Here is a 19,430-nt window from a genome sequence, read left to right on the forward strand (position 1 = left end):
AGAACTATCCATGAAAGCTCTGCAACCCAAATATATAAATGTCAACGGTTCCCTGTTAGACCTTTCCTCTCCCTGCGTCATGGGCATTCTCAACGTCACTCCCGATTCCTTTTATGCCGGCAGCCGCATGCAGACGGAAGCCGACATAGCGCATCGCGTACAGCAGATTATGGCAGAAGGGGCCGCTATCATTGATGTCGGTGCCTATTCCTCACGTCCCAATGCGGAGAATATTTCTCCCGAAGAAGAGATGGAGCGTTTGCGCACAGGGCTGGCTGTGCTGCGGAAGGTGTGTCCCGACGCGGTTGTCTCGGTAGATACCTTCCGGGCGGATGTGGCAAGGATGTGTGTCGAGGAATACGGGGTGGCAATCATCAATGACATTGCCGCCGGCGAAATGGACGATGCCATGTTTCGTACGGTTGCCGAATTGAACGTGCCTTACATTATGATGCACATGCAGGGCACTCCGCAGAACATGCAGCAACATCCCCACTACGACAACCTGCTGAAAGAGGTGTTCATGTACTTTGCCCGCAAGGTGCAACAACTGCGCGATTTGGGCGTGAAGGACATTATCCTCGACCCTGGATTCGGTTTTGGCAAGACCGTTGCGCACAACTACGAGCTGCTCGCCCATCTGGAAGAGTTCCGCGTGTTCGGGCTTCCGCTGCTGGCAGGCGTATCGCGCAAGTCGATGATATACCGCCTGCTGGGCACTACTCCGCAGGAGGCGCTGAACGGCACTACCGTGCTGGATACCATCTGCCTGCTGAAAGGCGCCGACATCCTCCGCGTGCACGATGTGCGCGAGGCGGTGGAAACGGTGAAAATCGTGGAAGCCATGCGGAAAGAGGGTGCGAAGCCGTTGGAATGAAACGCCGGGGTGAGAATTGATACCTGATTAGTTACTGTTTTAATATTTAGAGAACCGTGTTTTTCGAGTTTGGCATAAAAGATTTTATAGATATCCTGCTGGTGGCTTTCCTGCTCTACTATACGTACAAGCTGATGAAGGCGTCCGGGTCTATCAACGTGTTTACGGGCATCCTTGTGTTTATCCTGATTTGGCTGGTGGTGTCCCAGGTGCTGGAAATGAAGTTGCTGGGTTCTATCTTCGACAAACTGGTCAGCGTGGGGGTGCTGGCGCTCATCGTGCTGTTCCAGGACGAGATACGGCGTTTCCTGCTCACGCTCGGGTCGCATCAGCATGCCAGCGCATTGGTGCGCTTTCTTACGGGTAATAAGAAAGAGGGTATGAAGCACGATGAAATCATGCCCGTCGTAATGGCTTGCATCAGTATGGGCAAGCAGAAGGTGGGCGCATTGATTGTGGTTGAACGTGGCGTGCCGCTGAACGATGTGGTGCGTACGGGAGAGGTTATCAATGCCGATATCAACCAACGGCTGATAGAGAACATCTTCTTCAAGAACAGCCCGCTGCACGATGGGGCAATGGTCATCAGCAAGAAACGCATCAAGGCGGCGGGATGTATCCTGCCCGTGTCTCACAACCTGGACATCCCGAAAGAACTGGGGTTGCGCCACCGTGCGGCAATGGGGATATCGCAGGTGTCGGATGCGCATGCGATTATCGTATCCGAGGAGACAGGCTCCATTTCGGTGGCTTACAAAGGGCAGTTCTATCTGCGCCTGAGCGCCGAAGAATTGGAGAGCCTTTTGACAAAAGAAATTTAAAAGCCATGAGGATTATCCGGGTTTTTGTACCTGCCTGATTGTCACGGATGAAAATAGAGCCGCATTCAGTCGTATACTGAATGCCATTCAGTATACGACTGAACCTATTTCAGTATACGACTGAATAGGGTTCGATATGGGACGTGATTTGCGTCTGAAAACTGCTTTCGTTTTCTTATAAGGATAAATGACTAATTTTTATAAACTGGATAAAAATGGATAGACGAAACTTTTTACGAACCGGCGGTATGGCGGTTCTCGGTTCATTGGCAATGCCTTCGCTGGCAATGCCGGAGTCTGTGCGCGGAGCATTGGGCGGGGCGGATAGCAAAACTGCCGTGGCTGCTGCCATCAACCATTTTGGCGTGACGGAAGCCGATTTAAGGAAAGTGATGGCTGCCGCTTTGGAGAAAGGCGGCGACTATGCGGACCTCTACTTTGAGCACACGTTCAACAACAGTGTGAGCCTGACGGACGGCAAGGTGAATAATTGCGGCTCCAATATCGATTTCGGTATGGGAGTGCGCGTGCTTGCCGGAGACCAGAGCGGCTATGCATACGTGGAAGGCGTCACGCTGGAAGAAATGTTGCGTGCCGCCCGCACCGCTGCCCGCATCGCCTCTTCGGGCAAGAAGGTGAAACCTGTGGCACTGAAGGAACAGGCGATTGCCCGGAACCGCTATACCGTGACCACTCCGTGGGAAGATATAAGCGTAAAGGAGAAGATACCTTATCTGGAGAAGCTGAATGAGAAAATCTTTGCCTTGGACAACCGTGTGCGTAAGGTGCAGGCATATCTGCAAGACAGCACGTCGCATGTGCTGTTTTGTAATTCCGAGGGCATCAGCTACTACGATTATCGCCCGATGGTCTCTTTCATGGCGGTCTGCATCATGGAGGAGAACGGCAAAATGGAAAACGGCTATGCCGGCAGGTCCTATCGCAGAGGTTTCGAGTTTATGACGGACGACATTGTAGACGTGGTTGCCCGCGAAGTGGTGGACCGGACAGCCGTCATGTTCAAGGCTATCAAGCCCAAAGGCGGTGAAATGCCTGTCGTAATGGGTGCGGGCGGTTCGGGTATCCTGTTGCACGAGGCTATCGGACACGCTTTTGAGGCTGACTTCAACCGTAAGGACATTTCCATATTCTCCGGACAGCTGAATAAGAAGGTATGCAACGAGCATATCAATGTGGTGGACGACGGTACCATTCCTTTCAATCGCGGCTCCGTGAATTTCGATGATGAGGGCGTGGAGGGGCAGAAGACGTACATCATCCGCAACGGTGTGCTCACCAGCTACCTGCACGACCGTATCAGTGCCAAGTACTACGGTGTAAATCCTACCGGAAACGGTCGTCGCGACACCTTCCGCAACCTGCCTATCCCTCGCATGCGTGCCACGTACATGGAAGCCGGAGACATGAAGGAAGCGGATATCATCTCTACCGTGAAGAAGGGTATTTTTGTGGACACGTTCACCAACGGCCAGGTGCAGATTGGTGCCGGTGACTTTACGTTCTTTGTGAAGTCCGGTTACCTGATTGAGGACGGCAAACTGACGCAGCCCGTCAAGGACATCAACATCATAGGCAACGGTCCGAAGGCGCTGGCAGATATCACAATGGTTGCCAACAATGAAAAAATCGACAACGGCACATGGACTTGCGGCAAGGACGGGCAATCTTGTCCGGTGACATGCGGCATGCCGTCGGCATTGGTCAGCAAACTGACGGTAGGTGGAGAAAGTTAAATTCAATTGCATAAAGAAATGATTACAGACAATAATAAGAAACTGGCACAATGGGCAATGGATTATGCCCTGAAGAACGGATGCCAGGCAGCGCAGCTGGCGCTGTATTCCAATTCCAACGCTTCGTTCGAACTGCGTGATGCCAAAATGGACCGGTTGCAGCAGGCATCGGAGAGCGGGCTCAGCATCAGCCTGTATGTAGACGGCAGGTACGGTTCTTACTCAACCAACCGGTTGGACAAGAAAGAGTTGGAGTCGTTTATAAAGAACGGTATCGAGTCCACGCGTTACCTGGCTGTGGACGAGGCACGCGTATTGCCCGATGCTTCCCGCTACTACAAGGGCGGAAAGCCGGATTTGCAACTGTTCGACAAACGTTTCGAGAGTATCAATCCGGACGATAAGGTAGCCGTTGCGCGTGCCGCCGCCGAAGAGGTTTTGGGCAAGGACAGCCGCATCATATCCGTAAGCACGTCGTATGGTGACGGTGAGAGTTCTTCTTACCGCCTGGCAAGCAACGGCTTCGAAGGGGAATCCAAGTCTACTTGGTTTTCGGTCTCTGCCGATGTGGCATTGCGGGGCGAGGGAGAGGCGCGCCCGTCTTCCTATTGGTACGAGTCGGCGCTGTTCTACGACAAACTGGTGAAGTCGGGGATAGGCACGAAAGCGCTGGAACGCGTGTTGCGGAAACTCGGGCAGAAGAAGGCGGCTTCCGGTAAATACACGATGGTGGTAGACCCTATGAATGCGGGCAATTTGCTTAATCCGTTGCTCGGTGCGTTATATGGTTCCGCATTGCAGCAGAAGAACTCGTTCCTGCTGGACAAACTGAATACGAAAGTCGGTGCGGATTTGCTGAACCTTATGGACGAGCCTCACATAATAGGTGCAAGGGGTGCCCGTTATTTCGATAACGAAGGGGTGGCTACGGAACCGCGTCCCATATTTGAGGGCGGAGTGCTGAAAACATACTTTATCGGTACTTACAATGCCAAGAAAATGGGAGTGGAACCCACAGTCAATTCTCCTTCCCTGCTGATACTCAAACCGGGAAACAAGGATTTGGACGGTCTGGTGGCAGATGTGCGGAAAGGCATCCTGGTTACGGGATTTAACGGTGGCAATTGCAACAGCAGCACCGGCGATTTCTCTTACGGCATCGAGGGCTTCCTGATTGAGGACGGCAAACTGACACAGCCGGTCAGCGAGATGAACGTTACGGGCAATATGATCACGCTCTGGGCGTCTTTGGCGGCTGTGGGCAACGATGCCCGTATCACCTCGTCCTGGCGTATTCCCTCGTTGGTGTTCGAGGGTGTGGACTTCACCGGATTGTAAAGTAACTGTTAATTCAGCATCAGGCTCATGTAGGGGCTTGACGGTGATAATATCTTTTCGGCAAGTTCGCCGATAGTGAGTGCCAAGTGGCTGCCCGGCAGACGCTTGGCACTGTTCATACATATACCGTTGCTCAAGTAGTAATAGCCGTTGTTGGTGCTGATTTGCCGGTCTGTAAGGGCGATATTCATTTCCTGTTCCGGATGTTCGGCGGCATAGAGCTGCAATATCGCTTTGGCGTTGAGGATGCGTGCCATGCCCAATGCCTGTGTGTCCGGACCGGTGGCGGGCGGGGCGATAACCCGGATGGACGGAATGCCTAATTGCCGGCAAATACGTTGCAATAACAGCGAACGCATGCCGGGTGTGTCCGCAACGGCTTCTCCCGCATGCCAGGTGTTGTCTGCTGCCGGATATACAACGGCTAAAGCCGTAATCCTGTCGCCTTGGCTGAGGGTATAGACGCATCCTTTGCTCAGTTGCAAATCGGCAAGGATTACCTGGAAGTCCGTTGCCGTGTGCTGGATGCAATAAGGGCGCTCGCGCAGTTTCCGGTTTAAATAGCGGTAGGTTTCTTCTTGATAGACGTCCGTCTTGTTCAAGGCAACCGTGTCGTGGATGCCGGCTGTTTCCGAAACCGTAAAAGTGGTTGGGGCATACTTGAATACGGGCGCATAGCCTGCATCGGCATAATATCCGAACAACCGTGGCTCTGCCGGGATGAGGGTGGAAACCGCCATGCCGTTGTGCAGCATGCGGGCAAAGGCTTGCGACAGCAGTTCGCGCATGACTCCACGGTTGCGGTAATCGGGATGCGTGCAGGCTCCCGATATGTAGCCGGTCTTGATTTCTTGCGTGCCGAACGTCATGGGATAAGGCAGCATTTGCAGGGCGGCAATCACTTCATCGCCGCTTTGGATGGCGATGTTGACATCGTTGCTGTAGCGCAAGCGGAAATACATGTCCGTAAATTCGTCACTGTCGTCAAAGCACAGTTTCCATAAATTCTTTACCTTTTCCTGCATCGTCTTACCTCGCATTATTGTTTTTGTACGCTTTGTTGCTTTTGTGCGCTTTCTTTCTTTATTTAAAAGGACACTCTCCGTCGTTCGCCATTTGTCCGTTTACCATTTGATGGCCTCCACCGGTTGCTCTTTCAGGCAAGCGATGTATTTTTCCAGGATAATGGCGGGCTGGTAAGAGAGTTTCGCTTTCCGCAATCCTTCGATGCCCAAATCTTCTTCCCGGTTGATATAGGTGTATTGTTCGGGAATGTGGTTGGCAAATTCATAATTGATCATGGCGTATGCGCCGTCTATGCGGGTGTCGGCTTTCTCTACATGTATTCCGAACGTATCCCGGTTGATAGGCATGCCGAATGTGAAAGCCGCAATCTTGCCCTCTACATGGAGAATGCCGCCCGTCAGTCCCAACGCATCGAAATTGTGCAAGGCGTATATCAGTGCGCGGCGTTCGTTGCCTGTGCCTTCGTGCTGGTCGCATTTGTTGGCTTTACACCATTCCGCTTCCAGGTCAAGGCATTCTTGGATACGGTCGGCTGTAATCGGGGTATATTCGTACCGGTAAGTCTTTTTGAATTTGTTGATATGGTTTCGTTTTGCCTGGAACCTCTTGCCGGACAGGGTGGCAAGGTCCGAGCGCAGGTATATATAGTCGGCATAGTCCCGGTCTGCTGTAAAACGGAACCTGCCGGGCATGAAGGTTTCCAGCTTGGAACACATTTCGTCACAGATGCCCAGCAGGCAGAAAGGCGCTCCTTCGCGGTTGGCATCTTCTGCCAGCGCATCCAGCACGTTGTTTAAATGGCCGTTGCCCACGGGCATCATGTATACAAGTTCTCCGTCTGCCCAGAATTTCAATAACAGGAAACCGTCCATGACGGCAAACTTCGTGTTGTATAGGAAGCGCCAGCTGCACAGGTTGGAGAACGAAAGGTCGCAGTTCCGTTGCGGGCTGTTCAGGGTGAGGGAAGTAATAAGTTCTTTGTCTGTAAGTTCGATATCTTTGAATGAAATCATAAATCGTTTCTATTGGTTTAGGAATATAATAACAAAAACGGGGGGATTTTGTTAGAGTAGTCCTAACAGTCGTAAGATGGTGGGGGTTAATAACGCGGTGAAAATCCCGTTCAGTGTCAGCCCCAGACCGGCAAACGCACCGTATTTGCTGCTGACGTCCATTGCGGTGGATGTGCCGACCGCATGGGCGGCGGTGCCCAATGAGAGCCCTTGCGCCATGGGACTGCCGATATGGGTCAATTGCATTGCCTTGAAGCCGAATATCCCGCCCAGCAACCCTACGCATACCACCACGGCGGCGGTCAGTGCGGGGATGCCGCCTATCGATTTCGTCACTTCCATGGCTATCGGGGTAGTGACGGATTTGGGAGCAAGCGAATAGACAATCTCGTCGGAAGCGCCCATCAGCTTGGCTATCAGGACCACGGAAATGACACCTACGATACATCCTGCCAATTGTGAAAGCAGGATAGGCAGCAGTTGCTTCTTGATGGTCTCCAGTTGCAGGTACAGGGGGACGCCCAGTGCCACCACTGCCGGCTTCAGCCAAAATTCAATCAGGTGCCCGCCTTTGTGATAAGTCTCGTAACTGATATCCGTCATTTTCAGGAAAATGATGAGCAGGGCGATAGTCAGCAGGATGGGATTAAGCAGCATTATTCCCGTTCTCTTCTGGAGAAGTTTGGCTAAGAAGAATATCCCGAACGTGATAGCCAGCAGGAAAAATTCGTTTTCTAAGAAGTTCATTTGATTTTACGTGTTAATTGGTGAACCCAACCTGTCACCACCAATACCAGCAGTGTACTGGCTGTTGAGGCGATGACGATAGGCAAGAACTCGGCAGCGATAATGTCGAAATAAAGCATAAGGGCTACGCCGGGCGGAATAAAGAAAAATCCCAGGTTGGCAACCAAGAAGTCGGACATCCCCTGCACCCAGTGCAGTTTTATCCAACCCAATTTCAAAAAGAGGGTGAGCAGCAGCATGCCGATGATGCTTGACGGGAGTTTAACACCCGTTAAGAATACAATCAGTTCACCCAAAGCCAGACATCCGAAAAGAATGGCGCATTGACGAATCATAATACCTGATTATTAAATGATATCTACCTGTTTGGAGCCTGTTTGAATCTTGCTTCAAAAAGTTCTTATCCGACCTCTTGCCAACTTCCTTTCAGTCCTCTCTTTCTCTTTTTTATTTTGTTGCATAGCCCGCTATGCTCCTCATGAAAAAGCAGGAAAATATCCTCGGAAAAGACTCTTAAAAGACTCTCAAAAGCCTATGCCGGGAATAAAAGATGTTCTGGGCAAAGCCAATGCCGGACAAGACCTGAACAGGCTCTGAAATATTGAAAACGGTGCAAAGTTAGCTATTTGGAGCGAGGAACTGTTCAATGAAGCATCTGTTAGTGTTAAATATTATAATAATTCTTGTTTGGCATAGAAAAACCCTCTGAATTGCAATGTGTATATTGCAAAATTGTGTACTTTTGCGGCGTGAATAACACAAACTACCGATCTTATACACAATTAAAAATATCATGCAAAGATTAATTAACGAAATTTTAGAGCGTGCGAAAGCCGATCGCCAACGCATTGTTCTTCCCGAAGGTACGGAAGAACGCACATTGAAAGCTGCCAATCAAATTTTGACAGACGGTATTGCAGACCTTATCCTTTTGGGTAATCCTGATGAAATCAACGCTTGTGCCACGGAGTGGGGACTTGGAAATATCTCCAAGGCAACCATTATCGACCCGGAGAACAATCCGAAGCTGGAGGAGTACGCACAGTTGCTGTTCGAATTGCGTAAGAAAAAAGGCATGACTATCGAGGAAGCCCGTAAGTTGGCAACCAATCCGCTTTACCTGGGCTGCTTGATTATCAAGAACGGCGATGCCGACGGTCAGTTGGCAGGTGCTCTTAATACTACCGGTGATGTGCTTCGTCCGGCTTTGCAGATTATCAAGACTGCTCCCGGCATCACTTGTGTTTCCGGTGCGATGCTGTTGCTGACGCATGCTCCCGAATATGGTAAGAACGGTATTTTGGTGATGGGCGATGTTGCCGTTACTCCGGTGCCCGATGCTTCCCAATTGGCGCAAATCGCCGTTTGTACCGCACGCACGGCTAAGGCTGTTGCCGGTCTTGACCCGAAAGTGGCATTGCTGAGCTTCTCTACAAAGGGTTCTGCAAAGCACGAAGTGGTAGACAAAGTGGTGGAAGCTTTGAAGATTGCCAAAGAAATGGCTCCCGATATCGCTATCGACGGCGAATTGCAGGCCGATGCCGCATTGGTTCCCGAAGTAGGTGCAAGCAAAGCTCCGGGTTCTGCCATTGCAGGTAATGCCAACGTACTGATTGTGCCGAGCCTTGAGGTAGGTAATATCTCTTACAAACTGGTGCAGCGTTTGGGACATGCCGATGCTGTCGGTCCGATTTTGCAAGGTATTGCGCGTCCGGTGAACGACTTGTCACGCGGTTGCTCTATCGAAGACGTTTATCGTATGATTGCAATTACTGCAAACCAGGCTATTGCCGCCAAACACAATAAATAATTTTGAATTATGGATTATGAACCGGGAGGCTTTCCCTGTTCATAATTCATGGTTCGCGGTTCATAGTTCGGAGTTCATAATTCATAATTTATAATTCAAAATTACATAAAATGAAAGTTTTAGTATTGAATTGCGGTAGCTCGTCCATCAAGTACAAACTGTTTGACATGGACCATAAAGAGGTTATCGCGCAAGGTGGTATTGAAAAAATCGGGTTGAAGGACTCTTTTCTGAAATTGACCTTGCCCAACGGCGAGAAGAAAGTTTTGGAAAAAGACATTCCGGAGCATACGGTAGGTGTGGAGTTCATCCTGAATACACTGACCAGTGCCGAATATGGTGCAATCAAGTCGTTGGATGAAATCAATGCGGTAGGCCACCGCATGGTGCACGGCGGCGAAAAGTTCAGCGAATCCGTATTGCTGACCGAGGAAGTGCTGGAAGCGTTTACTGCCTGCAACGATTTGGCTCCGCTTCACAATCCTGCCAACTTGAAAGGTGTGAATGCCGTTTCTGCCATTCTGCCGAATGTTCCGCAAATCGGTGTGTTTGACACCGCTTTCCACCAGACAATGCCCGATTACGCATATATGTATGCCGTTCCTTACGAACTGTATGAGAAGTACGGCGTCCGTCGTTACGGCTTCCACGGAACTTCCCACCGTTATGTATCGAAGCGTGTGTGTGAGTTCCTGGGCGTACAGCCGGAAGGAAAGAAAATCATTACCTGCCACATCGGCAACGGTGGTTCCGTTTCTGCCATCAAAGACGGCAAATGTATGGATACCAGCATGGGTCTTACTCCGTTGGAAGGTTTGATGATGGGTACCCGCAGCGGTGATATCGATGCAGGTGCCGTTACCTTCATCATGGACAAGGAGAACCTGGATGCAACCGGCGTGTCCAACCTTCTGAACAAGAAGAGCGGCGTAATGGGCATTTTCGGTGAGTCGAGCGATATGCGCGATTTGGAGAATGCCGTAGCAGCCGGCAATCCGAGAGCTATTCTGGCGGAAAAGATGTACTTCTACCGCATTCAGAAGTATGTAGGCGCTTATGCTGCCGCGCTGGGTGGCGTGGACATCATCGTATTTACGGGCGGTGTCGGCGAGAACCAGTGCAACTGCCGCAGCGAAGTGTGTGCAGGTCTCGAATTCATGGGTGTCAAGGTCGATTTGGAAAAGAACAATATCCGTGGCGAGGAAGCTGTGGTTTCGACAGACGACTCTAAGGTGAAGGTAGTGGTTATCCCCACCGACGAGGAGCTGATGATTGCTTCTGATACAATGGCTATCTTGAACAAATAACAGCATTGAAATAAGGGTTTGATAAGAGTGCCGGAAGCAGCCAACGCTGTTTTCGGCACTCTCTTTTTGATGATATCGTTCTATATGAATGAGTTAAAATCCCTATCTTTCCTCTAAAGAAAAAACATAATCTTTGTCCTGCCGGTGTGAGATTCCCACGATTTTCATTTATCTTTGTTTCCGCGTTAAGCAGAGATATTGAAACAGGACAGATAATTTTTTAAATGATACAAGTTTATGAAACGATTGATGTATGTATTGCTTTTTGTGTTGCTGGCAGGCACATCGTATGCACAGCAGGCAAAATATGTATTCTATTTCATCGGTGATGGAATGGGAGTGAACCAGGTGAATGGCACGGAGATGTATCTGGCAGAACAGGAAGGACGTATCGGCGTGAAGCCGCTTCTGTTCACTACATTTCCGGCAGGCACTATGGCTACGACTTTCTCTGCCACCAATTCCGTGACCGATTCTTCGGCAGCCGGCACGGCTCTTGCCACCGGCGCAAAGACATACAATGGGGCTATCGGCATGGACGATGATAAGAACGTGCTGCAATCGGTTGCCGAGCAAGCCAGAAAATCCGGGAAGAAAGTGGGGATTGCCACCAGTGTCAGCGTGGACCACGCCACTCCGGCGGCCTTCTACGCCCACCAGCCTCAGCGCAGCATGTATTACGAGATAGCGCTTGACTTGCCGAAAGCCGGTTTTGACTTCTATGCAGGCGGCGGTTTTCTGAAACCTGCCACGACAGCCGATAAGAAAGAAGCGCCGAGCATCTTTCCCATCATGGAAGATGCAGGCTATACGATTGCCCGGGGCTTGGACGAATACAAGGCTAAAGCGGCGGATGCAAAGCGGATGGTGCTTATCCAGAAAGAGGGTGCCGAGCCGTCCTGCCTGCCTTATGCCATCGACCGTGAAGCGGGCGACCTGACCCTGCCGGAGATAACGGAAAGCGCCGTTTCTTTCCTGACGAAAGGAAACCGCAAAGGCTTCTTCCTGATGGTGGAAGGCGGCAAGATAGACTGGGCTTGCCACAGCAATGACCCCGCCACTACTTTTGAGGAGGTGATTGATTTGGACAATGCCGTCAAGGTTGCCTACGAGTTCTACAAGAAACATCCGAAAGAGACCCTGATTGTTGTGACTGCCGACCACGAGACAGGCGGTGCGGGGTTGGGCACCGGAAAGTATGCACTTCGCTTGAAAGCGTTGGCAAATCAGAAGCAATCGCAAGACCTTCTCTCCAAGGCGATTACCGACCTGAGGAAAGAGAAGTCCGGCAAAGCTTCCTGGGAAGAGGTAAAGGCGCTGCTTACCGATAGAATGGGCTTTTGGAAAGAGTTGCCCTTGACTTGGGAGCAGGAAAAGCTGCTGCGTGACGAATACGAAACGTCTTTCGTGAAGAACAAGGTTGTTTTCGAGGAGAGCCTTTATGCCAAGACCGAGCCTTTGGCTGCCGCTGCCAGAAAGGTGATGAGCCAGATAGCAATGGTGGGATGGACCTGCTCCAACCATACTGCCGGATATGTTCCCGTCTTTGCGATAGGTGCAGGTTCCGACCTGTTCACCGGGAAGATGGATAATACGGAAATTCCGAAACGCATTGCGAAAGCGGCAGGATATAAATGAGTGTGTGTTGAAACACCCCCAATATATAAATCAGCCCTGCCATAGATGTCTGCGACAGGGCTGATTGTTTCATCAGCTATCTCCCCATTTCATTAAAATTAGTTCCAAATCGTTTTTTAAGAGGTTGCAATCATATTCGATTTTCTTTTTCTGCAGTTTATCAGCAACACATTGCATATAATACAAGAAATCGCTTATGATTGTTTTCTTCTGCTCCAACAGCGGTAATTCACCGAATTTACGGCTAAAATGACGTTCTACCTTTATGTGATACACTCCGTTCTGATTTGTCAAACGTCCCCATTTGTACTTAGGACGAATGTAATATTTGCCATTAAATCCTTCCGGCACTTCATTCTCAGAATGAAAGTATTCATACCTGACAGATTCATTTTCGTCATCGTGATGACTGAAAAACATTGAAATGCCAAGATAAGAGAAACTGTCGCCATACTCTTCCGGTCTAAGCCCATGCGCGACCAAATCTTTTAGTCTGTCAAGGCTTTCATAGAGCGGTTCAACTGATTTTTGATGGTTTCCCGACTTCTGCCACCGAATAGGCGATTTGGGCAATAAGTTTCGTTGCGACTGAAATTCATAGCCGGAATAATAGGTTTTATCACTACCGTTTTCCAAAACATAGGAATCCTTTAATTTATTCCATCCTCGCTCATCCTTGATTTCAAAGTATTGGTTCATCAATGACGTATAGAAACTGCCGTTTATCCAACGTTGGGCTTTCGCTTCCAAAGGCTCTCTATCTCCCCAGCCGATAATTTTTAAAGCCTCACACACTCTCACAAGTTCATTCCATTCCTTAATGTTTGCGTAGTGGTATAGCTTGTCAAACCGGTTGAAAAGCCAGTTCCTGGCTTTTTCTTGTTCCTGTTTGCTTAAATGAACGGACAGTTCATCAAGATTCTCTATGTTGAAAATTTCAATCATTTCCTTGTTTCATTTTTCCTCACGTCGATATAAAGCAAATCATCGTGGTCTGTTATGCTATACAGCTCCATAAAATCCTCTGTCACCAGGTAATATTCATCAAGTCCCTCACAGTCACCGATAAATTTATGTATATCGGACATTCTTGCTTTATAAACGACGAAATCCCTGTTCCAATAGTCAATGAAGAAGTAGAGAACGGTGTTCTTGTCAATTATATCCAACAGATGAAAATAAGGGTCTTCCATGTTGCAATCTATACTATATGGCACATATTTAAAGCTCAGCCATAATGCACGGGGATTTCCAATTACAAATGTGTCATATAGCTTTTGCGTCAAAATCTCTTTATCGGCATCTTCTATTTTCTGGAATGGAAGATGATTGTCTTTGACTGTCCGTTCTATTTCTTTATAATCAAACATGGCATTTTGCTTTGGTTGATAACCTTATGCCGACAGCGAAATCGGCTGTTGTCCTCTTTAAGTATATCACTTTGCGAGCAAATATAGAAAAAGTGCGGTACACCACGAACGGTGCACCGCACTTTTTTCGGCAAATCGGGCAGGAGTATTTATTGCTTGAACCCCTTGCTTGTTCTTTTTCACTTTTACAACCTGGTTTCCCCTTCGACGAACTCTTCCAGAAACAGGTTTTCGCCATCGAATACGGCATACGAGAAGTAGTTTATCCAATCTCCGAGGATAAGGACGCGGGCGGTGGCGCTCAGCATCAGGTCCAGCTCGATGTGCCGGTGCCCGTAGATGAAGAAGTTTATATTCGGATGGTCTTTCAGATAATCTTTGGTATACAACACCAGGTGTTCGTTGTTTTCGCCCATGTATTCGGGCTCTTTGCCGTCCACTCTTTTCAGGCGGCTGTGCTTTGCCCACGTCAGCCCGAAATCCACGCTCCAGCGGGGATGAAGGGCGGAGAACAGCGTCTGTAGCGTGCGGCTGTGGAACATGGCGCGCAGCAACTTGAATTTCTTGTCCGGGTCGCCCAGCCCGTCGCCGTGGGCAAGATAGAACTCTTTTCCGTAGATTTCCGTGGTAAGCGGTTCGCGGTGGATGGTTACGCCGCATTCCCGGGTCAGATAATCCCCGCACCAGATGTCGTGGTTGCCGGTAAAGAAGTGAACTTCCACGCCCATGTCCGTCAGTTCGGACAGCTTGCCGAGAAAGCGGGTATAGCCTTTGGGCACCACCGTGCGGAACTCGTACCAAAAGTCGAACATGTCGCCCAGCAGATATACGGCAGCCGCCTTGTGTTTGATACTGTCGAGGAAGTTGACCAACCGCCGCTCCTGTGTCCGTCCGTGCTCAATGGCACGCGACCCCAAGTGTGCGTCCGACAGGAAATATACGTTCTTCATCATATACGCCGTTCCGTTTATCCGTTAAAGAAAACCCAGTTCCAGTTTGGCCTCTTCGCTCATCATGTCCTTGTCCCATTCGGGCTCGAACACCAGGTTGATGGTGGCGCAAGCCACCCCGTCTATCGACTCTATCTTTTGGCGGACATCCTCCATGATGAAATCCGCGGCAGGGCAGTTGGGTGCTGTCAGGGTCATGTCGATGATTGCCTCGCCATTGTCGGCAACGTCTATCTTGTAGATAAGCCCCAGGTCGTACACGTTCACCGGTATCTCCGGGTCGAATACGGTTTTCAGCATGGCAACGATTTTCTCTTCTATCTCAAATTTGGTCATATTCGTACGGTTGTTGGTTTAGCGAAGCAAATCTAAAGATTTTAATTGAAACTGCAAAGAATGTGCGTGCCGGATTACAGCCGTGCATTACAGCACTCCCTCGTCATTGAAACTGTAATATGTGCCGTCGGTGACTATAACGTGGTCTATCAGCCGGATGTTCATGGTCTGCGCTCCTTTCTGTATGGATTGCGTCAGTTGGCGGTCGCTGGCGCTGGGACGTGCGTTTCCCGAGGGGTGGTTGTGTATCAGCGCAATCTGTGTGGCGCGTTGCAACAACGCTTCGCGCAGGATGCTCCTTACGTCGGCACTGGTCTGGTCGATGCCGCCCCGGCTGATGCGCACCTTGTCGATGACGCGTGCCGCCTGGTTGAGCAGGAGCACCCAGAACTCTTCCACGGTGAGGTCGCACAACAACGGGTGAAAAATTTCGTAGATATCGCCGGACGAACGTATGACGGCACGTTCCGGACGCTCTTGCAGCTTTCGGCGCTTGCCAAGCTCAAGTGCCGCCATGATGGTGATGCTTTTGGCAGGTCCGATGCCTTTGAAGCGGGAGAAGTCGCGCACTTCCCATTTCCCCAGTTGGTTCAGGTCGTTGTTGCAGCAGGCAAGTGCGCGTTGCATAAGTGCCACGGCGCTCTCTTCCGTGTTTCCCGAGCCGATAAGTATCGCCAGCAGTTCCGCGTCGCTGAGGGCTTCCGCGCCTTTGAGCATCATTTTTTCCCTTGGGCGGTCTTCTGCCGCCCACCGGTTTATTGTTAACTTCTCCATATTGTCTGTTCTTTTTTTGCGGCCCGTTTGTTGCTCTGCCGTTGTCCTGTCTTCGCTTGCCTTTCTTTCCTCGGGAGAGACATTCTCCGCTTTTAACCCCCGTGAATGAAAAAGCCGCCCCGTTTCCGGCCTCTTGCCCCTTTCCGCGTCATTTGTAGAAGTTCTTCTTGAACGCTTCGAACTCCTCTTTGCCGAGTATGCAACGGTTCCACCAGGCGCGCCAAAAGCCGGTGCCGTATCCGGTAAGCTGGATGAAGGATGCGGCGATGGAGTAGATGCCGATGCGCAGGCTCCTGTTGCGCACGGCGGAGTCTGTGCAGACAAGCAATGCGTACAGCGCGACGGGCAACAGGCTGTACGGGCAGAAGAGTGCTCCCGCCGCCAATGCCGCCACTCCTGCCGTGAATGCCGCCGGCAGCAGATGCACTATCTTCAGCGATTCGGGATATTTCTTGTAGAGGTTGATGCGTGCGATGCCGGAGTTGTGCACCTGCTTGAAGAACTTCTTCAGGTCTGTCCGCCGCTTATGATATACCCATGCGCCGGGCAGCAGCCTGCATCCGTATCCGCCTTTGAAGATGCGGATGCTGAAGTCGATGTCTTCCCCGAAACGCATCCGGGAGAATCCGCCGAGCGCTTCATAGACTTCGCGGCGCACTCCCATGTTGAAACTGCGCGGATAGAACTTGTCCATCTTCTTCTTCCCGCCGCGGATGCCGCCGGTGGTGAAGAACGAGGTCATGGAATAGTTGATGGCTTTCTGTATGTCGCTGAACGAAGCGTGCGCGCGGTCCGGTCCGCCGAAAGCGTCGGCGGGGGCTTTCCGCAGCTCCTCTTCCACCGCCGCGAAATAGCCTTCGGGAAGGATGCAGTCGGAGTCCAATATAATCAGGTATTCCCCCCGGCTGCGTTCGGCGCCGTAATTGCGCGTCTGTCCCGGACCGGAGTTGGGTTTGGCATGGTAGCGGATGTCCAGCATGTCCCGATAACGGTCGGTGACATCCTTGCAGGGAACGGACGACCCGTCCTCCACGACGATGACTTCAAAATCCTTGAAACTTTGCCGGGCAAGGCTTTGCAAGAGTTCGTCCACTTCATCGGGACGGTTGTATACGGGGATGATGACGGAGTATCGCATGTCTGTCTCTTTCTTTTATCGGGTTACGTGAGTTGCTGTGTGCAAAGATACATTTTTATTTGGTGTATCGCGTGAATGGGCGGTGAATATCCGTTTTATGACAAAAAGACGGGAAAACCGCCTTTTTGCTTACTGCCGTCCATCTCTCTTCCTGCCGGAATAGAGAGCCGTTGCATAAAGTGCGGATGAATATGCTCCGGTTTTCGATAAAAATGCGCCGTTTATGCAGAAATAGGCTCTTCGCGCCGTTGGATGCAGGTGTTTCCGGTGTCGGATACAAGCGTTTCAGCCGACAGACATTAACATCTATCGTGAGAGACATTAATGCCGCTCATGACAGACACTAATGTCTATCACGAGCGGCATTGATATCCCTTGCCACAAACACCGATATCCGGCAAACGGGATGCCCGCACGCGGCATTTCCGGTGCCTTTTTTCGCTGGTTGGTTTGTAAATATTTCGCTATTCCGCTGGTTGTCGGCAAGATGGGCGCATCCCGTTTCGTTTTTTTCCGCCGGCAGTGCATAAGGGCGGAAATAAACGATTCTGCGCCGGCGGGAAATACAGATTGTCAGGAAATGCGGGTGTAAATGAAACAGCCGTGGCATAAGGGCAAACGGCGCGGGGGAGATAAAAAAAAGAGGATGGCTTTCGCGCCATCCTCTTCCTCCGGGTTGGTCCGGCAGATGATTTATGCTTTTACGCGACCTACGTAAGAACCGTCGCGTGTGTCGATTTCGATTGTCTCGCCTTCGTTGATGAACAACGGAACACGTACCGTAGCGCCCGATTCCACAGTTGCAGGCTTCAAGGTGTTGGTAGCCGTGTCGCCTTTCAGTCCCGGTTCGGTATAGGTAACCTTCATCTGAACCTTGATGGGCATGTCGGCATAAAGTACGGTTTCGGTAGAGGCATCGGAAACCACGTCCACTACCATGCCTTCGAGCAGGAAGTCTACACCGTTGATAAGGTCGTGGGCGATGGGAATTTGGTCGAATGTCTCCTGGTTCATGAACAGGAAGTCATCGCCTTCCTTGTAGAGGAATTGGTGGGGACGACGTTCTACGCGTACGTCTTCCAGCTTTTCGCCGATGTTGAAGCGGCGTTCCAATACATAGCCGTTTACTACGTCTTTCAGCTTCGTACGCATGAAAGTGTTGCCTTTTCCCGGTTTTACGTGCAGGAAGTCGATACAGAAATACAATTTGCCATCCATGCGGATGCAAGTTCCGATTTTAATGTCTTGGGCATTAATCATACTTATAGTCTTTATAATATTATTATGTTAGTATTTACTTCTTTGGATATCGGTTTGCGAGTGCAAAAGTAATGGAAATCGGTAAAAAACACAAAAAGTTTTGAGATAAAAAGAGTTATCTCTTGGTTATTTTAGAAAAAGTCTCTATTTTTGCAGCCCGATTACGTGGAATAATAACATAAAACAAGATACAGTAATGAAAAGAACATTTCAACCCTCTAACAGAAAGAGAAAAAACAAACACGGGTTCCGTGAGAGAATGGCTACAGCCAATGGTCGTAGAGTATTGGCCGCACGTCGTGCCAAAGGCAGAAAGAAACTGACTGTTTCTGACGAGTACAACGGAGTGAAGGCATAAGTCATTCCTTCTTTGAAGAAATAAGAAAGCCGCAAAGGACTGGTGACAGTGTTTTGCGGCTTCTCTTTTGTCACGGCTTTTTGTGAAACTTTCAAGGAAACGGCATTGCAATGCACCCAAATTGCATTATCTTTGCAGGAAAAGCGGAGATAAGTTGCGCCTCGGCATAAAAAATGACCCCGTTCGTTTTATTCTGCTCCCGGTTTGCATTATCTTTGCACCAAATTGTAGTGATTATGACTATAAAGGATTTTTTTTCTTTCCGGCAGAACAAGTACTTCTGGATAAACATCATGGCAATGATTGCGGTGGTAGTTCTGTTGCTGTTCGGGACATTAAGGGGAATAGACCGATATACCCGCCACGGCGAGGCTGTGGTAGTGCCCGATGTAAAAGGCATGGCAGTGGCCGAAGCCGGAGCGGCATTCGCCAATCGGGGGTTGTCTTGCATTGTTTCCGACTCTACATACGTCAAGGACAAGCCTGCGGGCTCTATTCTGGACTATCATCCGGCTGCCGGTCAGAAGGTGAAGGAAGGCCGTATCGTTTATCTGACAATCAATTCCAACAGCATACCCTTGCAGGTGGTGCCGGATGTGGCGGACAACAGTTCGTTGCGTCAGGCGGAAGCGCGCATCCTGGCTTCGGGCTTTAAACTGAACGATATCCAATACGTGGCAGGCGAGAAGGACTGGGTGTATGGCGTAAAGTATAAGGGGCGCATGCTGGCTATCGGCGAAAAAGTGCCCATGGGGGCAACGCTGACATTGATGGTTGGCAATGGCGGTGGCGGAGAATCGTCGGGCAACGGCTCTTTGTCCGTGGACGACGATGCGGAGACGCAGGCGCCGGTTGCTTCCGAAAGTTCTTCGGCTGCCGATGAATCTTGGTTTTGAAATGAAACATGGAGTGG

21 protein-coding genes are annotated in these 19,430 nt (G+C 50.2%); 10 read left to right on the forward strand and 11 right to left on the reverse strand.

Annotation, left to right across the window (positions count from 1 at the left end; genetic code table 11):
- Nucleotides 1-10 precede the first annotated feature (10 nt).
- The 4 genes from folP to QZ327_RS05960 all read left to right on the forward strand — a co-directional run bounded on the left by folP (nt 11) and on the right by QZ327_RS05960 (nt 4,790).
- Nucleotides 11-877 (forward strand): dihydropteroate synthase, encoded by an 867-nt coding sequence (folP, locus tag QZ327_RS05945; protein ID WP_294617947.1) that lies wholly within the window; start codon nt 11-13, stop codon nt 875-877.
- 56 nt (nt 878-933) lie between these two features.
- The gene (gene cdaA / locus QZ327_RS05950) at nt 934-1,698 is read left to right on the forward strand and encodes a diadenylate cyclase CdaA (RefSeq protein WP_294617948.1); all 765 of its coding nucleotides are present in this window, start codon (nt 934-936) and stop codon (nt 1,696-1,698) included.
- Between the two features lie 215 nt (nt 1,699-1,913).
- Complete coding sequence (locus QZ327_RS05955; protein ID WP_294617949.1) at nt 1,914-3,452, forward strand: TldD/PmbA family protein; 1,539 nt, start codon at nt 1,914-1,916, stop codon at nt 3,450-3,452.
- A gap of 18 nt (nt 3,453-3,470) precedes the next feature.
- Nucleotides 3,471-4,790, forward strand: a complete 1,320-nt coding sequence (locus QZ327_RS05960; protein WP_294617951.1) for a TldD/PmbA family protein — start codon at nt 3,471-3,473, stop codon at nt 4,788-4,790.
- A gap of 8 nt (nt 4,791-4,798) precedes the next feature.
- Here the strand turns inward: QZ327_RS05960 and QZ327_RS05965 are convergent, their stop codons facing one another.
- The 4 genes from QZ327_RS05965 to QZ327_RS05980 form a co-directional block, all read right to left on the reverse strand.
- Nucleotides 4,799-5,815 (reverse strand): GNAT family N-acetyltransferase, encoded by a 1,017-nt coding sequence (locus QZ327_RS05965; RefSeq protein WP_294618002.1) that lies wholly within the window; start codon nt 5,813-5,815, stop codon nt 4,799-4,801.
- A 99-nt stretch (nt 5,816-5,914) separates the two neighbouring features.
- Complete coding sequence (locus QZ327_RS05970; protein WP_294617952.1) at nt 5,915-6,829, reverse strand: DUF2156 domain-containing protein; 915 nt, start codon at nt 6,827-6,829, stop codon at nt 5,915-5,917.
- A 51-nt stretch (nt 6,830-6,880) separates the two neighbouring features.
- Nucleotides 6,881-7,576: an LrgB family protein gene (locus tag QZ327_RS05975; RefSeq protein ID WP_294617954.1), complete on the reverse strand. Its 696-nt coding sequence runs from the start codon at nt 7,574-7,576 to the stop codon at nt 6,881-6,883.
- Nucleotides 7,573-7,911, reverse strand: a complete 339-nt coding sequence (locus QZ327_RS05980; protein ID WP_294617955.1) for a CidA/LrgA family protein — start codon at nt 7,909-7,911, stop codon at nt 7,573-7,575. Before QZ327_RS05980 ends, QZ327_RS05975 begins: the two co-directional genes overlap by 4 nt.
- Before the next feature lie 458 nt (nt 7,912-8,369).
- Here QZ327_RS05980 and pta point away from each other — a divergent pair, with 458 nt between their 5' ends.
- From pta to QZ327_RS05995, 3 genes are all read left to right on the forward strand, one after another.
- Nucleotides 8,370-9,386 carry a phosphate acetyltransferase gene (pta, locus tag QZ327_RS05985; RefSeq protein WP_294617956.1) on the forward strand — a complete coding sequence of 339 codons (1,017 nt, stop codon included), beginning with the start codon at nt 8,370-8,372 and terminating at the stop codon, nt 9,384-9,386.
- 110 nt (nt 9,387-9,496) lie between these two features.
- On the forward strand, nt 9,497-10,693 hold the full coding sequence (locus tag QZ327_RS05990) for an acetate kinase (protein ID WP_294617958.1): 1,197 nt from the start codon (nt 9,497-9,499) through the stop codon (nt 10,691-10,693).
- 237 nt (nt 10,694-10,930) lie between these two features.
- Entirely contained in the window at nt 10,931-12,331 is a 1,401-nt protein-coding gene (locus QZ327_RS05995; protein ID WP_294617960.1) for an alkaline phosphatase, read from the forward strand.
- Nucleotides 12,332-12,403: 72 nt separating this feature from the next.
- Here QZ327_RS05995 and QZ327_RS06000 read toward each other — a convergent pair whose 3' ends face one another.
- From QZ327_RS06000 to QZ327_RS06025, 6 genes are all read right to left on the reverse strand, one after another.
- The gene (locus tag QZ327_RS06000) at nt 12,404-13,276 is read right to left on the reverse strand and encodes a hypothetical protein (RefSeq protein WP_294617961.1); all 873 of its coding nucleotides are present in this window, start codon (nt 13,274-13,276) and stop codon (nt 12,404-12,406) included.
- Nucleotides 13,273-13,701 carry a DUF6756 family protein gene (locus tag QZ327_RS06005; RefSeq protein WP_294617962.1) on the reverse strand — a complete coding sequence of 143 codons (429 nt, stop codon included), beginning with the start codon at nt 13,699-13,701 and terminating at the stop codon, nt 13,273-13,275. The genes QZ327_RS06000 and QZ327_RS06005 overlap by 4 nt, the downstream gene beginning before the upstream one ends.
- A gap of 185 nt (nt 13,702-13,886) precedes the next feature.
- Nucleotides 13,887-14,651, reverse strand: a complete 765-nt coding sequence (locus QZ327_RS06010; RefSeq protein ID WP_294618004.1) for a UDP-2,3-diacylglucosamine diphosphatase — start codon at nt 14,649-14,651, stop codon at nt 13,887-13,889.
- Nucleotides 14,652-14,675: 24 nt separating this feature from the next.
- The gene (locus QZ327_RS06015; RefSeq protein WP_294617963.1) at nt 14,676-14,987 is read right to left on the reverse strand and encodes an iron-sulfur cluster assembly protein; all 312 of its coding nucleotides are present in this window, start codon (nt 14,985-14,987) and stop codon (nt 14,676-14,678) included.
- Nucleotides 14,988-15,074: 87 nt separating this feature from the next.
- Complete coding sequence (gene radC / locus QZ327_RS06020) at nt 15,075-15,761, reverse strand: DNA repair protein RadC (RefSeq protein WP_294617965.1); 687 nt, start codon at nt 15,759-15,761, stop codon at nt 15,075-15,077.
- A gap of 148 nt (nt 15,762-15,909) precedes the next feature.
- Nucleotides 15,910-16,899, reverse strand: a complete 990-nt coding sequence (locus tag QZ327_RS06025) for a glycosyltransferase (protein ID WP_294617967.1) — start codon at nt 16,897-16,899, stop codon at nt 15,910-15,912.
- Nucleotides 16,900-17,245: 346 nt separating this feature from the next.
- On the opposite strand from QZ327_RS06025, the gene QZ327_RS06030 reads away from it, so the two are divergent.
- A complete protein-coding gene (locus QZ327_RS06030; protein ID WP_294617968.1) occupies nt 17,246-17,491 on the forward strand; it encodes a hypothetical protein in 246 nt (81 codons plus the stop codon).
- 101 nt (nt 17,492-17,592) lie between these two features.
- On the opposite strand, the gene efp is transcribed toward QZ327_RS06030, so the two are convergent.
- The gene (gene efp / locus QZ327_RS06035) at nt 17,593-18,159 is read right to left on the reverse strand and encodes an elongation factor P (protein WP_294617970.1); all 567 of its coding nucleotides are present in this window, start codon (nt 18,157-18,159) and stop codon (nt 17,593-17,595) included.
- Nucleotides 18,160-18,355: 196 nt separating this feature from the next.
- Between efp and rpmH the strand changes: the two genes are divergently transcribed.
- Together rpmH and QZ327_RS06045 are read left to right on the forward strand one after the other, a co-directional pair.
- Nucleotides 18,356-18,517 carry a 50S ribosomal protein L34 gene (gene rpmH / locus QZ327_RS06040; RefSeq protein WP_004292199.1) on the forward strand — a complete coding sequence of 54 codons (162 nt, stop codon included), beginning with the start codon at nt 18,356-18,358 and terminating at the stop codon, nt 18,515-18,517.
- A gap of 236 nt (nt 18,518-18,753) precedes the next feature.
- Entirely contained in the window at nt 18,754-19,413 is a 660-nt protein-coding gene (locus tag QZ327_RS06045) for a PASTA domain-containing protein (RefSeq protein WP_294617971.1), read from the forward strand.
- Nucleotides 19,414-19,430 lie beyond the last annotated feature (17 nt).

Source organism: uncultured Bacteroides sp. (assembly GCF_910578895.1).
Classification (GTDB): Bacteria; Bacteroidota; Bacteroidia; order Bacteroidales; family Bacteroidaceae; genus Bacteroides.

Bases quoted from the DNA above. Each gene is read 5' to 3' on its own strand.
- folP (WP_294617947.1), top strand. From the start codon at position 11: ATGAAAGCTCTGCAACCCAAATATATAAATGTCAACGGTTCCCTGTTA.
- QZ327_RS05955 (WP_294617949.1), top strand. From the start codon at position 1,914: ATGGATAGACGAAACTTTTTACGAACCGGCGGTATGGCGGTTCTCGGT.
- QZ327_RS05960 (WP_294617951.1), top strand. From the start codon at position 3,471: ATGATTACAGACAATAATAAGAAACTGGCACAATGGGCAATGGATTAT.
- QZ327_RS05965 (WP_294618002.1), bottom strand. From the start codon at position 5,815: ATGCAGGAAAAGGTAAAGAATTTATGGAAACTGTGCTTTGACGACAGT.
- QZ327_RS05970 (WP_294617952.1), bottom strand. From the start codon at position 6,829: ATGATTTCATTCAAAGATATCGAACTTACAGACAAAGAACTTATTACT.
- QZ327_RS05975 (WP_294617954.1), bottom strand. From the start codon at position 7,576: ATGAACTTCTTAGAAAACGAATTTTTCCTGCTGGCTATCACGTTCGGG.
- QZ327_RS05980 (WP_294617955.1), bottom strand. From the start codon at position 7,911: ATGATTCGTCAATGCGCCATTCTTTTCGGATGTCTGGCTTTGGGTGAA.
- pta (WP_294617956.1), top strand. From the start codon at position 8,370: ATGCAAAGATTAATTAACGAAATTTTAGAGCGTGCGAAAGCCGATCGC.
- QZ327_RS05990 (WP_294617958.1), top strand. From the start codon at position 9,497: ATGAAAGTTTTAGTATTGAATTGCGGTAGCTCGTCCATCAAGTACAAA.
- QZ327_RS05995 (WP_294617960.1), top strand. From the start codon at position 10,931: ATGAAACGATTGATGTATGTATTGCTTTTTGTGTTGCTGGCAGGCACA.
- QZ327_RS06000 (WP_294617961.1), bottom strand. From the start codon at position 13,276: ATGATTGAAATTTTCAACATAGAGAATCTTGATGAACTGTCCGTTCAT.
- QZ327_RS06005 (WP_294617962.1), bottom strand. From the start codon at position 13,701: ATGTTTGATTATAAAGAAATAGAACGGACAGTCAAAGACAATCATCTT.
- QZ327_RS06010 (WP_294618004.1), bottom strand. From the start codon at position 14,651: ATGAAGAACGTATATTTCCTGTCGGACGCACACTTGGGGTCGCGTGCC.
- QZ327_RS06015 (WP_294617963.1), bottom strand. From the start codon at position 14,987: ATGACCAAATTTGAGATAGAAGAGAAAATCGTTGCCATGCTGAAAACC.
- radC (WP_294617965.1), bottom strand. From the start codon at position 15,761: ATGGAGAAGTTAACAATAAACCGGTGGGCGGCAGAAGACCGCCCAAGG.
- QZ327_RS06025 (WP_294617967.1), bottom strand. From the start codon at position 16,899: ATGCGATACTCCGTCATCATCCCCGTATACAACCGTCCCGATGAAGTG.
- QZ327_RS06030 (WP_294617968.1), top strand. From the start codon at position 17,246: ATGTCTATCACGAGCGGCATTGATATCCCTTGCCACAAACACCGATAT.
- efp (WP_294617970.1), bottom strand. From the start codon at position 18,159: ATGATTAATGCCCAAGACATTAAAATCGGAACTTGCATCCGCATGGAT.
- rpmH (WP_004292199.1), top strand. From the start codon at position 18,356: ATGAAAAGAACATTTCAACCCTCTAACAGAAAGAGAAAAAACAAACAC.
- QZ327_RS06045 (WP_294617971.1), top strand. From the start codon at position 18,754: ATGACTATAAAGGATTTTTTTTCTTTCCGGCAGAACAAGTACTTCTGG.